General features: G+C 57.3%; 13 protein-coding genes, 1 tRNA gene and 1 pseudogene. 10 read left to right on the forward strand and 5 right to left on the reverse strand.

Annotated features, from left to right (window positions below):
* The first annotated feature begins 83 nt into the window (after positions 1–83).
* The 5 genes and pseudogenes from EEB18_RS16610 (at position 84) to EEB18_RS16630 (ending at position 2,560) form a co-directional block, all read left to right on the forward strand.
* Positions 84–170, forward strand: a tRNA-Leu gene (locus tag EEB18_RS16610).
* Between the two features lie 166 nt (positions 171–336).
* Positions 337–1,427: pseudogene (locus EEB18_RS22845) on the forward strand (tyrosine-type recombinase/integrase).
* A 33-nt stretch (positions 1,428–1,460) separates the two neighbouring features.
* Positions 1,461–1,712 carry a DUF736 domain-containing protein gene (locus EEB18_RS16620; protein ID WP_187140331.1) on the forward strand — a complete coding sequence of 84 codons (252 nt, stop codon included), beginning with the start codon at positions 1,461–1,463 and terminating at the stop codon, positions 1,710–1,712.
* Positions 1,713–1,797: 85 nt separating this feature from the next.
* Positions 1,798–1,995 (forward strand): hypothetical protein, encoded by a 198-nt coding sequence (locus EEB18_RS16625; protein ID WP_187140248.1) that lies wholly within the window; start codon positions 1,798–1,800, stop codon positions 1,993–1,995.
* Between the two features lie 103 nt (positions 1,996–2,098).
* Positions 2,099–2,560, forward strand: coding sequence for an HD domain-containing protein (locus EEB18_RS16630; protein ID WP_410468109.1), 462 nt, complete (start codon positions 2,099–2,101; stop codon positions 2,558–2,560).
* Here EEB18_RS16630 and EEB18_RS16635 read toward each other — a convergent pair.
* The 3 genes from EEB18_RS16635 to EEB18_RS16645 all read right to left on the reverse strand — a co-directional run bounded on the left by EEB18_RS16635 (position 2,557) and on the right by EEB18_RS16645 (position 4,813).
* The gene (locus EEB18_RS16635; RefSeq protein WP_187140249.1) at positions 2,557–3,135 is read right to left on the reverse strand and encodes a hypothetical protein; all 579 of its coding nucleotides are present in this window, start codon (positions 3,133–3,135) and stop codon (positions 2,557–2,559) included. The two genes, EEB18_RS16630 and EEB18_RS16635, sit on opposite strands and share 4 nt — an antisense overlap.
* Before the next feature lie 237 nt (positions 3,136–3,372).
* Positions 3,373–3,654, reverse strand: coding sequence for a DUF3892 domain-containing protein (locus EEB18_RS16640; RefSeq protein WP_187140250.1), 282 nt, complete (start codon positions 3,652–3,654; stop codon positions 3,373–3,375).
* A 244-nt stretch (positions 3,655–3,898) separates the two neighbouring features.
* The gene (locus tag EEB18_RS16645; RefSeq protein ID WP_187140251.1) at positions 3,899–4,813 is read right to left on the reverse strand and encodes an IS1595 family transposase; all 915 of its coding nucleotides are present in this window, start codon (positions 4,811–4,813) and stop codon (positions 3,899–3,901) included.
* A gap of 73 nt (positions 4,814–4,886) precedes the next feature.
* Between EEB18_RS16645 and EEB18_RS16650 the strand changes: the two genes are divergently transcribed.
* From EEB18_RS16650 to EEB18_RS16660, 3 genes are all read left to right on the forward strand, one after another.
* Positions 4,887–6,005: an RHS repeat-associated core domain-containing protein gene (locus EEB18_RS16650; protein ID WP_262407969.1), complete on the forward strand. Its 1,119-nt coding sequence runs from the start codon at positions 4,887–4,889 to the stop codon at positions 6,003–6,005.
* A gap of 8 nt (positions 6,006–6,013) precedes the next feature.
* Positions 6,014–6,526, forward strand: coding sequence for a hypothetical protein (locus EEB18_RS16655; RefSeq protein WP_187140252.1), 513 nt, complete (start codon positions 6,014–6,016; stop codon positions 6,524–6,526).
* Positions 6,527–6,609: 83 nt separating this feature from the next.
* Positions 6,610–6,948: a TrbC/VirB2 family protein gene (locus EEB18_RS16660; RefSeq protein ID WP_187140253.1), complete on the forward strand. Its 339-nt coding sequence runs from the start codon at positions 6,610–6,612 to the stop codon at positions 6,946–6,948.
* A gap of 69 nt (positions 6,949–7,017) precedes the next feature.
* Here EEB18_RS16660 and EEB18_RS22560 read toward each other — a convergent pair whose 3' ends face one another.
* Both EEB18_RS22560 and EEB18_RS16670 read right to left on the reverse strand, forming a co-directional pair.
* On the reverse strand, positions 7,018–7,866 hold the full coding sequence (locus EEB18_RS22560) for a hypothetical protein (protein ID WP_222943110.1): 849 nt from the start codon (positions 7,864–7,866) through the stop codon (positions 7,018–7,020).
* A 58-nt stretch (positions 7,867–7,924) separates the two neighbouring features.
* Positions 7,925–9,445: an Eco57I restriction-modification methylase domain-containing protein gene (locus tag EEB18_RS16670; protein ID WP_187140254.1), complete on the reverse strand. Its 1,521-nt coding sequence runs from the start codon at positions 9,443–9,445 to the stop codon at positions 7,925–7,927.
* Between the two features lie 88 nt (positions 9,446–9,533).
* On the opposite strand from EEB18_RS16670, the gene EEB18_RS16675 reads away from it, so the two are divergent.
* Together EEB18_RS16675 and EEB18_RS16680 are read left to right on the forward strand one after the other, a co-directional pair.
* Positions 9,534–11,819 (forward strand): ATP-binding protein, encoded by a 2,286-nt coding sequence (locus EEB18_RS16675; protein WP_187669018.1) that lies wholly within the window; start codon positions 9,534–9,536, stop codon positions 11,817–11,819.
* Positions 11,804–12,967 (forward strand): hypothetical protein, encoded by a 1,164-nt coding sequence (locus EEB18_RS16680; RefSeq protein ID WP_187140256.1) that lies wholly within the window; start codon positions 11,804–11,806, stop codon positions 12,965–12,967. The genes EEB18_RS16675 and EEB18_RS16680 overlap by 16 nt, the downstream gene beginning before the upstream one ends.
* Positions 12,968–12,972 lie beyond the last annotated feature (5 nt).

Raw genomic sequence — 12,972 nt, forward strand, 5'->3', positions numbered from 1 at the left:
CTTTTCGATAAAATGCAGCGAGCCGGTTGCAGCGCGGTTGACAAGGCGCGTGCCGCGCCGCTAAGCGCCCGCTCCTACCCCGTGCCCAGATGGCGGAATTGGTAGACGCACCAGCTTCAGGTGCTGGCGATCGCAAGGTCGTGGAGGTTCGAGTCCTCTTCTGGGCACCATTTGTTCTTCCGGGGGCGTCCGAGGACGTCCGAAAAACGGGAGATTTCAGCCGTTTTTTGTGCTATAACCGTCCGGTCAAATCCGGGCGGATACGGCACCAATCGGGAACAATGAGGGTATATCCGAGGGTATCGTTTTCCGTCCTTTTGCAAGGACGATACCCCCATGAACACCCTTTTTGCCACCACGGTCGCGAACGCCAAGCCGCAGGCGAAGGACTATAAGCTGTCCGATGGCGGCGGTCTCTATCTTCTTGTGCGACCGAACGGTTCGAAGCTCTGGCGCCTCAACTATCGCTATATGGATAAAGAGCGCACGCTCGCTTTCGGCTCCTGGCCTGAGGTGACCTTGGCCGATGCGCGATCCCGGCGCGATGAAGCGCGGCGCCTGATCGCATCCGGCATCGACCCTTCCCACCAACAGAAAGTTGAAGCCGCGCGGGCCAGGGTCGAGGAGAACGACACCTTCAAGACGGTAGCCCAGGAATGGACGGCAAAGAATGAGCGCGAAGGCATGGCCGAGATCACGCTGAGTAAGATTCGCTGGTTGCTCGACAAAGCCTATCCCAAGATCGGTAACCGACCGGTCGCGAAGATCACCGCGCAGGAGGTGTTGGCCGTCCTTCGCGCGGTTGAAGCGAAAGCGCGCGGCGCATGCGCAGCGTCGTGAGCAGGGTTTTTCGCTATGCGATCGCGAAGACGCGGGCGGAGCGCGATCCGGCCTGCGACCTTCGCGGCGCGCTGACCGTGCCCAAGGCAAAGCATCTGGCTGCGATTACGACGGCCAATGGTGCAGGCGAGTTCATGCGCGCGATCGAAGGCTTTACCAGCCATGCCATCACCTTGTTCGGGCTCAGGCTGTCCGCGCACCTCTTCGTCCGACCCGGCAAATTGCGCCAGGCGGAATGGAGCGAGTTCGAGCAGGTGGTGCGGAGCATTCCCGCTGAAAAGATGAAGATGGGCCGGCCCCACCGCGTACCCTTGTTCACCCAAGGCGCTCGATCTCTTCGAACAGCTTTGGGAGCTGACGGGCACAGGCAAATATTGCTTCCCGTCCTTCCGGTCGCCCCAGCGCCCAATGTCGGAGAATACGGTGAATGCGCGCTGCGGGACTTGGGGTTCAGTCAGGGGCGGATGACCGCCCACGGTTTCAGGGCGATGGCGGCAACGCTGCTGAACGAAACCGGGCGCTTTCATCCCGATGCGATCGAACGCCAGCTCGCCCATATGGATATCAATAGCGTGCGGCGTGCTTGAACGCGCGGCGAATATTGGGGCGAGCGGGTCTCGATCCGCGCAAGCATCGAGATCACCCCCAATCGCAGCAAGGCGGGCACGCAGCTCGACTTCCGGGTCTTTTCCGAAGGCGTCGAGATCGGTGCGGGATGGGTCCGCACCGGCGAGATGTCTGGCAAGACCTACGTCTCGCTGAGCCTCGCCGCTCCCGAGTTCGGACCGCGCCGGCTCTACGCGCACCTCGGCCGGGCGGCGGGTCAGGACGACGACGACACCTATGCCGTCATCTGGAACCCGGCCGACTGAAGGCCGGCCCCCGTTCGCTCCGGCGGGCGCGGGGATCACCCTATTTCGTTGTCATGCCACAATAAATCGGTAGGATTCAAGGCACATGAAAAACAACCTCGACCATCTTTCCGGCAGGAAGCAGCAGGACCTCGCGCGCATCGTCGAAATCCTCTTCGCCGAGTTCGAGGATACGACCGCCCTTGCGACCCAGAAGTGGAAGAAGCAGGGGCGCATCCTCAAGGTCACCCTTTACGGAAACCATGTGCGCGGCGACTGGGTCGCCGATCCGGTCGGCGGCTAATATTCGGATTACGATATCCTGGTCGTCGTCAATCACGAGCGGCTCACCGATCCGAGAGGTCGTTTTGAGATTGCGTCAGTTTACCATGAGGGGGAGCATTTGAATGATTTGGCTTGAGCGCAGGACTTTGGAAACTAGAAAGGCAAATGATGCGCGGTCTGACGGTGATATTGATTACGGGCGCGTCGTACATTCGGGCTCCTTCCGTAGGCTGCAAGGCAAAACGCAGATTCTCAATCTTGGAGACAGCGATTTCTACCGTACGCGGTTGACGCACTCGCTGGAGGTGGCTCAGATTGCAGGAGGCTTGGTGAAGCAACTCCGCTTCAATCAGCCTGAACATCCGGCGATAGCTAACCTGCCGGAGCATAGCCTAATTCAGGCAGTCGCGTGCACGCATGACCTCGGGCATCCCCCCTTTGGCCATGGCGGTGAGGTCGCGCTCAATTATTGCATGCGTGCCGATGGCGGCTTCGAGGGCAATTGTATACTTGAGAAAGCAGAACGTAAGTGGTACAGGATTCGGGACAGGCCGGTACGCTCGAAATCCCTTCCGCTATGCTAGGCGCGGCTACGGAAGTGCTGCTTGATTTTGACCCAGAGGCCGAGGTTTCCCGCTTTGAACTCGCGCGCCAGATGCTGGGTGCTTTCTTTGACGCGGCTGGTTTTTCCGTAGTCTTCAAAGATTAGCTGCGCTTCCAGAGCGAAGCGCGCGACGTTCTCGCCGATGTCGCGCAGATCGGTGATGGAAAAGTCTTGAAAGCGCTTGGGGCCAGAGTACCGGGCCATCATGATTTTGGTGCTGTGGGGCTGTTCCGATGCTGCGTGAGCGCCATGCACGACAGTGTTGCGAAGCTCGAATATGTCTGCCTTGTCCATATCCTTGCGAAGCTGCTCAATGCGGTTGGTGAGGCGGTTCGGAAACTTGTGGTGACGGGACAACACGAGGGATTTTGAGATACGCTGGCGGCAATCCAAACCGGCGAAGACAATGTAGGCCTCTTCTGGTAGCATTAATTCGATTGCGCCAATCAGGTGCAAGAACGTGGTTTCGAGAACGGCCCACTGGATGCAGACGTATCCAATGAGCGCCATAACGGCGGTCTGATCGTCTTCGCCGGGAATGAGAGTTGTAGGCATGTCAGACACCGATCAAAAAGAGCTAGAGACGCTTCGCCGGATGCTGGCGACGCCACCGACGCCGCACAAGGCGAAAAAGGACAATGGCGATGGACCACGTAAGTCACGAACTGGAAAAGCTGGGCCGCGCCCTGAGTAGCGCCCCCGAGGGGGAGCGCTACGCCGAGTTTTACGCGGCCCAGCAAGCCTTAGCCTGGTCCCTCGACCCTCAGGGCTACAACGCCCCGAGCTGCATGATTACGGGCACTCAGGAAGGCTCAGCAGATTATCCGGCGTGTCGTAATCAGCCACAGTCTTCAGATATTTCCGCCCGTTTCGCTGAGCCACGATGACCTTTTGACCATGCCCTACTGGCGGCTTGGTCCAAAACTCCCAAGCGCCGTTCTCTATATGGGAAATGGCGTCGTCAGTGGTGATCTTCCAACGCTCGGCCCCGACCCCGCCGACGTGTGTGATGCGGTTGTAAGCATCGTATCGGGGGTCTTTGTTGATGCACGAAATGTATGCGACGTCAGCCATGTCAATTTACCCTGTTTAGAACCAGCAGGGGTTGACGCGACTCATGTCTAGGAGCAAAAGCCAAAACGTGATCACACCCGCCCCCGCTGGCGGTTTCCAATGATGGCCGAGGTCTGAACCACCTCGGCCATTTGGTATTTTACGGGTTGTTAATTGATTCGGCAAAGGGATTCTGTTCCCCGCCCGTTCTCACCTAGACCAACGTTTTCGACCCTCCCCGATCTGGCGAGGCGCCTGATACCAATCAGGCGGCGATTGCGTCAGTCCGCCGATAGGTGAGACGCTTGCCGCCGATGCGCGACAAGGCAATCGAGGCGCGTTCGGCGTCGGTCATGGTGCGGGTGTTGTAACGGAAGTCGAACTCGCCGGTATAGCGAGCCAGATGGGCCTCGCTCATATGGTGGTAGGTTCCGATCACGCCGCGCTTGAAGATGGAGAAGAAGTTTTCGGCGGTGTTGCTGTGCTTGAAGCCGCCGGTCGTGACGTACTCTTTCGCGCTGTGGTTGACGACGCTGTGGCCGTTAAACTCGCGACCGACGCTGGTATAGACCATGCTTTCATCGGTCATCAGGTGCGAGCGGCGGTCAACGTTGGTGACGATAAGGCCGCGCAGGTGCTTGGCGTTGACGTTGGCAACGTGGAACGAACGAACTTGGCCGTCACGCTCGACAAGGGCGACAACGGCTTTCTTGGGGGCAGGGCTGCGGGTGGCGCGGTTCTTGGCCTTGCCACCGACATAGGTTTCATCGGCTTCCACAACGGCGTCAGGACCGCCGAGGGGGCCGTCAGTGCCATCGGTTTTCATGGCCTCGCGGATGCGGTGGCACATGAACCAAGCGGTTTTGTAGGTCACGCCGAGCATACGCTCGATCTGCTTTGCGCTCATGCCCTTCTTGCTGGCGCAGAGCAGGTGATTGCAGAGCAGCCACTTGTGAAGCGGCACCTTGGAACGCTCGAACACGGTGCCAACGGTGACGGTGAACTGTTCGCGGCAATCGTTGCACTGGACGAGGCCCGCGCGGTGCTTCTTGCCCTCAAGGCGCGTGGCATTGAACGAGCCGCAATGGGGGCAGGTCGGGCCTTCGGGCCAGCGGATCGCTTCCAAATGCTCGCGGGCTTTGGTTTCGTCGTGAAAGTGCGGGGCGGTGATGTTCGTCATGCCCTATTCTATGCCGTCTCATGGGCTGCTTTGTCAAGTATATAATTGCCAATATGACGTTGAGAACCGGCTAGTGCAGACGCGCGCGCAGGTGAACAGCGACTGCGCGGCGCTATCTTATGCCGGCGCGCAAAGGGCGGCGCTGCGATACGATCCGCTGGGCCGGCTGTACATGTATGGCGGAACCGTGACCTCGCCGAGCCTAAGGCTGGTCTATGACGGCGACGAGCTCGTGGCCGAATATAGCCAGGTGACGCCGAACCCGCTCCTGCGCCGCTACATCCATGGTCCGGGGGGCGACGAGCCGCTCGTCTGGTATGAGGGGACGACGGTGGCAACGAGCGTGCTGCGCCGCCTCCGTACCGATCATCAGGGCAGCGTGATAGCGGTCGCGGATAATGCCGGGACAATGATCGGGATTAACCGCTACGACGAATATGGGATTCCCGCGGCGAGCAACGTCGGAAGGTTCCAGTATACGGGGCAGCTCTGGCTCGCCGATATGGGCATGTATTATTACAAGGCGCGTATCTACTCTCCGACGCTAGGACGTTTTCTCCAGACCGATCCGATCGGATATGCTGACCAAGTGAACCTCTATGCCTATGTGGCAAACGATCCGGTAAATCATACCGATCCGGATGGTCTGGAGTGCCAGCCCCAAACGGGCAGCCGGGTTTGCCGCACGCCCGTGGAAGATCGCGATCCGATGTGGCGCCTGTACACGCCGCCGAAGCTGGAAATGAAGATCGCGGCGGCAGGACAAGAATCCTCTTCGGGCTATCCCGAGCCATCGGCCCTTGAAGAGGCGCTTGGCGATCTATCGGAAGAAGCCGATAATGCAGCCACAATCGCTCAGCTGGGGTTCCTGGGCGAGAGCGCCGTCGAAGCCAAGTTACTGGAAGAAGGATACGAAATATTGGGTAGGCAGGTGCGCGTTCAGACCGGGCTTGGCTTGAGAATAATAGACTATGTTGTATTTAAACCAGGAGTTACCGAAATGACTTCTGTTGAAGTAAAGGTAAACTCATCATGGTATGGAGGCCTGCAGCAGGCAAAGGATAACGTTATATACGGAGGGGGAGGAAAGGTCGCGGGGTATTTGAATCCATCTTTTCCTCACGGATCCCTTTTTCCTTCAATGCCGACGTTTGTTGCCAGGGTTCAGTGTAGGTCAGTATTAGCTTGTTGAGGTTCTGCATGAGTCATGAAATTATTTTCAGAATTATCGATGAATATTTGATAGGAAAAGGATTTTTCAAATTTTTTAGCTATAAATGGAACTCATATATTTTTGCAAGAAGATCAAATGATCTATATGAATTCTATTGTCCAAGAATAGAGAAAAGAAATTCATTTACAAGAATTTCGGGTATTATAGGATTTTTTCCTTCGAAGCCTGAGGAGCTTTCGGCCGATAAAGCTGAGGATGTCTTTAACGATCAAAAAGGTTATTTGATATATAGGATGATAGAGAACTATCCGGCGATCTCTAATAGAGGATTTATAGATTCAGAAAGATACGATCTAATAGTCGAATTCTGCGAATTGTTGTTAAATCATATGAAAAAAGAGGTGCCGCGTAACCTATTTATAGCATCTCATAGTCTAAAAGAAACTGGAAGTATGGCTTGCAGTTTCAGCTATTTGAGTATAGCAAAATCGAGCAAAATCATAGATATTTTAAAAAAAATGAATGAGGAATCTAGCTAGTTGAATTGTTTTTGTTTGTTGTTAATTATTAATTAGGTCGGCTTCCCGGCTATCTTGGGAGCCGGGAAGATGGGCATGTTTCGATGACCTCACTCTCAGCCAACGCCTTGGTCGCCGCCAGCCAATGGCTCGCCGACGTCGCCACCGGGTCGATCTCCCTGGTCGCCGCGACCATCGCCGTTGCGGGGATCGGTTTCGGGATGCTGGCCGGGCGCGTCCACCTGCGCCGTGGCGCGACCGTCATTCTCGGCTGCTTCATCCTCTTCGCTGCCCCGTCCCTCGCAAACGGCTTCGTCCAATGGGCGAATGGCGGAGGCGATGCTGTCCCGCAGGCGGCAATGGCACCGCCCCTGCCGCTCACGCCCGCACCGCCTCCCGCTCAGCTCAGCGCCCCCTATGCCGGTCCCTCGCTGATCCGTTGACAAAAAATAGGGAAAGCCCCGCCCCGAACCTGCGCGATGCAAGTCCAGGGCAAGGTGAGTGAGTCAGCCCTACCAACCAGTCGCGCCCGCCTCGACGGCGCGCATCTCGGCCAATTGCTCAGGATAACGTCGACCGGACAGAGCGACCTGAGCCACTTCCTCTTCATTCTCGGCATCTGACAGCCTCTCGGCGGCGGCCCCTAAGACATTAAATAACCTCGGGCTGAGATCCTCTAGAAGCATCGCCAATTCGTAAGCACAGTCCTCGCCGTCAGCGAGGTCGCCCGACAGCAAGCTCCGAAACGCAGTAACTCTGGCAAAATGCCTCGGCGTGTCGAAATCATCCAGGATCGTCCGGCCTGCCCCTGTGTCCTCGAAATCAAGATCGCTGTAGCCGAGTGAACGCATGTCGTTCAGATCATGCTCGTCACACCCGTCCATGTTACCCATCGAGTAGAAGCTTCGCAGTCTCCGGCCTTGTAAGCGGTATTGTGGGGGAAGGCGGTTCCTATACAAGGCTAAATGGGGCGCAAACTCTAGATGAACGGATAGCGCACCCACATATCCACGGTGATTGAATAGGGCGTCATGCAATTCGGCCGCGAGCTCGCGTGGCATATTGTCGAAGACCATGCCGAATACCGTTGGAAAGCCATTTTGCACCCGCTCTTCGTAAAGGAGAGTCCAGTCGCTGTGATTGAAAGCCGCATTGAACAGTGCTTCAGGGTCTTGGCCAGCCGTAATCCCAACGAGCACATCGCCGATCGAAAGTTTCATATGTCGGCCGGAACGCTGGATAATATCGGTACCGAAGACAGCCTTGCGGATTTTGTGCCAATAATTGCCGCTCTGCTTGTAAGCGATCCAATTGAAAAGCAAAGCTATGATCATTCCGTCGTTCCAGCGAGGATGGCGCATGTGCGGGCCTATCTCTATAGATGTTTACATCAGAACCGCGCTAGGCTGGACGAGCGTCCTAGCTCTCAGGACTGTCTGCGGCGACGCCTTTCACGTGCGACATTGGCCAGAATCCAAACATCTTGTAGAACGCTGCGGTGAAGAATTCTGCATTTTCCCCTTCAAACGCAAGCTGTTCTTCCTTGGACAAAGCCGTCCATTTTGGGAGGGGCGTACGAACAATGAAGCGCTTGTAGAACCGGAACCATCGTTGTTTTAACCGGGGAGCTTCAGCCTCCGCGGTCAATTGAAGAAGGCCTGCGTTGAGGACGCGTTGAAGAGCTTCGATCGGCCACTCGCTCGACCAGATAGCATAAACCGAGTGCGCAGGAATGCTCCCGCTGAGATCCAGCGAAACTTCCGCGTGCGTCGACATCTCTCCAAGGAGAAGCTTAGGTTCATCGTTCCACTGGGACCCGATCGCGTCAATTGTCTTCCACCAGCGTTCTTGACCTTGCACGTGACTCCGCGCCTTAAGAGAGGTTTCGTGCTTCCGCGCCCATTTGAGGAAATTCGGCCAATATTCGATCTCGATCGCCTGACCGCGTCGGTCGTAAGGCACGACCACATTCAAGTCGGCATAGTCGATTACGCCACCGGTGAGGGCCTTGCGCGACAGGTATGGGCGAACAAGCTCGTTCTCGATGGTGGCAGCCTCAGTGGCATCCAGCAGAAATGTCTCGCCGCACCCCAATGCCGGACCGACCTTCACGATGCAGCCGGCGTCGGCCAATGTGCCGTATTTCGTTACGAGCGCGGCATGGCGCGTACGCGCTATCTCGCGGACACTATCAGGAGAGGGTGAGATCGGGGCGCCCATCGACAACCGCACAATCGCCGATGAAACGCCTACGCGCCGCACGAAGGGGGCTACCGGTTGATCATCGATAACTGCGAGCGACCATCCCTTGCCCTTAATGTCTGCAATGAAATCGGCGCCGTACTGCGCGAACATCCAGCGATCACTCACCAGGGCCGCAATTCGTCCATTCGGCCGGGTCCATTCGATCATCCGGTCGAGAAATGCTACCGCAACATCTCCTCGAGTTGATAGAGGCCGAAGAGATTTTCGATATTCTGCAGCGAGCGATAGCGGCAGTTTGCTCCAACGCAGATATGGGGGATTTGCTACGACGTGCGTGGCCTTGGCGGGCTCATGGAGGAGAAAATCGGCTTCGTGCACCCATGCCTCAGCAAGCAGGCCACTTGCCGCCCAGCCAATACCCTCGTTCATCAAAACTAGCCGGACGGCGCGTCTAGCGGCTGCGGCTGCCGGGCCGTGAAATTCGAAAGCCTTGATTCGTGCCTTCAGACTTCGCGTAGCCAAAGGCCGATCGTGCTGCCGAAAGCTCGCAATTAGGCGTCTGACGGCTTCGACCAGAATGGCTCCCTCGCCAGCACAAGGTTCAAGGAGCACTGCCGAGGTCAGGTCTCGGCCCGCTGTCCATTCCGCGATATCGAGAAGGCGATTGGCAGTTTCGGACGCAGTATATACCGCGCACTTTTCATGCATCTCCTTGATTGCCGCGGCTATCTTCATATGTACCCCGTAGCATCTTCCATCCAAATGGCTATAATGCCATTTTTTTTGGTAGGTCCATTGTCGGGGCGGGCCATTCGGGGGTGACTTGGCCAAATTCGCTGTAGATACCAAACTCTTTCGGGAGTTGGGCGAGCTACTCGTGGGTCGAGACAGCACGGCCATGGTCGAGCTTGTCAAAAATGCTTACGATGCCGATTCGCGGCTCGTCCGCGTCCATGGTGAGCGGTTGAATGACGCCGACGGCGTTATCACAATTCAAGATGACGGCACGGGAATGACGGTTCAGGCCTTTGAAAAGGGGTTTCTGACAATCGCGGGCCGGACAAAGACAGAGGGGCAGCATAAATCCCCTTTGTTTAAGCGGCGGTTCACCGGAGAAAAGGGCGTGGGGCGGCTCGCCGCGCATAAGCTTGCTTCCGACCTCCACATCACCTCCCATCATTGGGACGGCGCCCCACTCGATCCTGTCGAGGGGCTGCGGTCGGACCAGGGCGTCGCCGCACATATAGATTGGGATGAGATCGAGAAGCTGGAGACCCTTGACGACATCGAGGGTACCAATGCGGTGGAAACAAAACCCCTTGGCGCAGCAAAGAAGGCCGGCACGAAGCTCGTCCTGCGCCGCCCGAGACGCAGTTGGGGAGCGCGCGAATTTGACGCGTTCTTTCGTGACGTGGCCACGCTTGTCCCTGCTGAACCGATAATTGAGACGTTGCCGAAGAGCGTTGTTTCATCCAAGCTGCTGTTCGCAAGTCCGACAATACGGGATACATCGACCGGAGATCCGGGGTTTAAGATCGAGTATTCGGGCGATTTTCGCGATAGCGCGTCCGAAGTCCCGGCTGTTTCCGAGGCCGCATATTGGGTGATCGAGATCGACTGCGATCCAGCGCGCGGCAACGTGAAGGTTGCGGTGGAGCCGACCAATGCCGCGAGGCGCGCTTCAAAATATGAGAACGCTGAGGGTTGGCGTGGAGACTATCCCATTCCGAAATCCGATGACGCAGTTCAGTTTACTGCCCGGATTTTCGAGAAAGATGGAACGCCTTGGACACGCGCCTACGCGGGAATAAGGGTGTATTTGGAGGGATTTAGGATTCCTCCATACGGAGATCCGAACGACGATTGGCTTGAACTCGATTCCGAATATCGGAGCCGCGGAAAGGGCGAACAGGGGAGATTGCGACGCTTCACGGGATGGGAGGTTCCGGAAGGAGACGAGGGAGAAGGCCTAACTATTAAGGGCAACGCTCATTATTTCGGCGCGGTGTTCCTGACGCGAGAAGGCTCGTCCAAGCTCCAAATGTTGGTAAACCGCGAAGGCTTCCTTCCCGGGCCCCGCTGGAACTTCGTCAGCGATGTCGTTCGCTGGGCAGTCGGCGTACAAGTGCGTCAGCGGCGCATGGCGAGCGCAGATATCGTGCAGCACCGCAAGGTCGACGCAAAACGGCGCCGTGCAATCGTCGCACGAGCTGATGAAGGCTCGGCTCCAGTCGCATTTCATGCACGAGAATTGCATCAGCAGGCAGTGTCTATCGTCAGGGAGATGAAGACGCTCACTGCCGCAGGCAACTCGCGCGCCGCGGCAGAACAATTGGATCGACTAGAAGAAGTGGTGGTCGAGGCCGATCAGATCAGTAGCGATGATGTTTCCGAAGCGGTTATGTTCAGAGTTCTTGCTTCCGTCGGACTGGAACAGGCTGCTTTCATCCACGAGATATTGGGCTTGGGGGCCACAGCGGAGGTCGTCGCCGATGGGCTAGACCGGATCGCGAGGCAGGTGCCGATTGGTCCGGAGAAGCGTGCCCTTCGTGCGCTAGCAGGCGACGCCAAGGAACTGCGTGAAAGACTCAAACGAAACGGAATATACCTCTCGGAGATGACCGGCGTCGAAGGTCGAAAGCGTCGATCACGCCTGAAACTCCGTGACCGTTTCGAACCAGTGGCGGCATTCTATCAGGCATCAGCAGAACGTCGAGGTGTCGTGATCGTCAATGACATTCCCTCATCACTTGTGTCGCCGCCAATCTTTCCAGCGGAAGCCGCAGCCTTGTTCTCAAACTTGCTGAGCAATGCCGTGAAATTCGCCGGCACCCCTGGATCGGTTCGCGCCGTAGGTCGGGCTACCGACGATGAAGTAATAATCTGCTTTGAAAACACTGGGATTGCGGTCGATGCGAAGTCTGCGGACCGATGGTTCGAGCCGTTTCGTTCCACGACCTCCGAAGTTGATGCTAATCTTGGCCAGGGCATGGGCCTAGGGTTGACTGTCTCGCGCAGCCTCATGGACGAATACGGCGGCGTAATTCAGTTTGTGAAACCGAGCGCGGGTTTCAAAACGGCAATTGAATTGAGATGGCCGCGTCGATGAGAGTGTGGATTATCGACGACACGATGTCCGAGGCAGAAGCGAGAACCTTTGTTCCGCTGCCGGCAGACTTGGCCGTCAGCACGCCTGACGATGACGATTTCAGCGACCGCCTCGATGAGTTGTGGGATCTAATCCTCGTTGACGAGAATTTGGGAAAGCAACCCGGCGCGACGCCTGCCGTCTTCGATGGCAGCAGCCTAGTTGGCTGGCTAAGAGCTGAGGCGCGACGTTCTGGCCGACAGCTGCCGTGCGTTGCGATCTTCACCACCCAGCCTGATCTGTTCGATAAGGAGGTGCCCGCGGTGGGACCCGCACGGCCGATCGGTGGAAGCTTCGTAGGACGCGAAGCGCACCTTGCGCCGGTTTTGGACGTCGAGTGGCTCTTTGCGAAAAACGGCGACGAAAAGGCGATTATTGCCTCTAAAATTTCTTCGTTGGCCTTCGCGCAGGAAGCTGCGCGCATCCAATTTGGAGCTAATGGTGCTAGCTTCGACGAGTTGGTTGCGTTTCTTGGCCTTGGGGCAAATCTAGCGTGGCGGGCGTCAGCGATCTCATCAGTGGAACGCGCCCGCCCGCCGGTTTCGGAGGCGATGGGCAATGCAGCAACTTTTCGGGGGCCTGTCTCGGCTGTGCGCTGGTTGATCCACGAGACCTTGCCATATCCGGGCGCGTTCCTGTCTGACGACCAAGTGGCGACCCGCCTAGGTGTTACGCCAAACGCGCTTAACGCTCTCATTCGAGATCTCGCTACGGATTGGAGCCGAGCCCTTTCTGAAGCAGTATACCGTGGCCCCGCCGCAAGTCTCTTTCCACGGCGTTGGTGGGCGGCCGGTGTCGCGGATGCGTCGCTAACCGTCGCGATTGCCGTTCGCGAAGGCCAGGACAAAAAGCAGGTTCTGCAGGCATTGTCGGGCAGCGATGACGTTGCGTTGCTGCGCGAGCGCGACCCGGTGGCGATCGTAAACGGCGATATGATTGACGCTGGAATTGCCCCCGCTTCAAAATGTGTTCAGCTCCGACCACGGGGCTGGCCGCCGCAGTGCGAAGAGCCTTGGATGCGGATCACCGAAGCCGCCTCGGCACCGTGGTTTCGACACATGATCGATCCATCCGATCAGCCGCTTCTCGACGCCCCTGCCGACGAATGACAGTG

Origin of the sequence: Sphingopyxis sp. OPL5, assembly GCF_003797775.2 — a bacterium.
GTDB lineage: Bacteria > Pseudomonadota > Alphaproteobacteria > Sphingomonadales > Sphingomonadaceae > Sphingopyxis.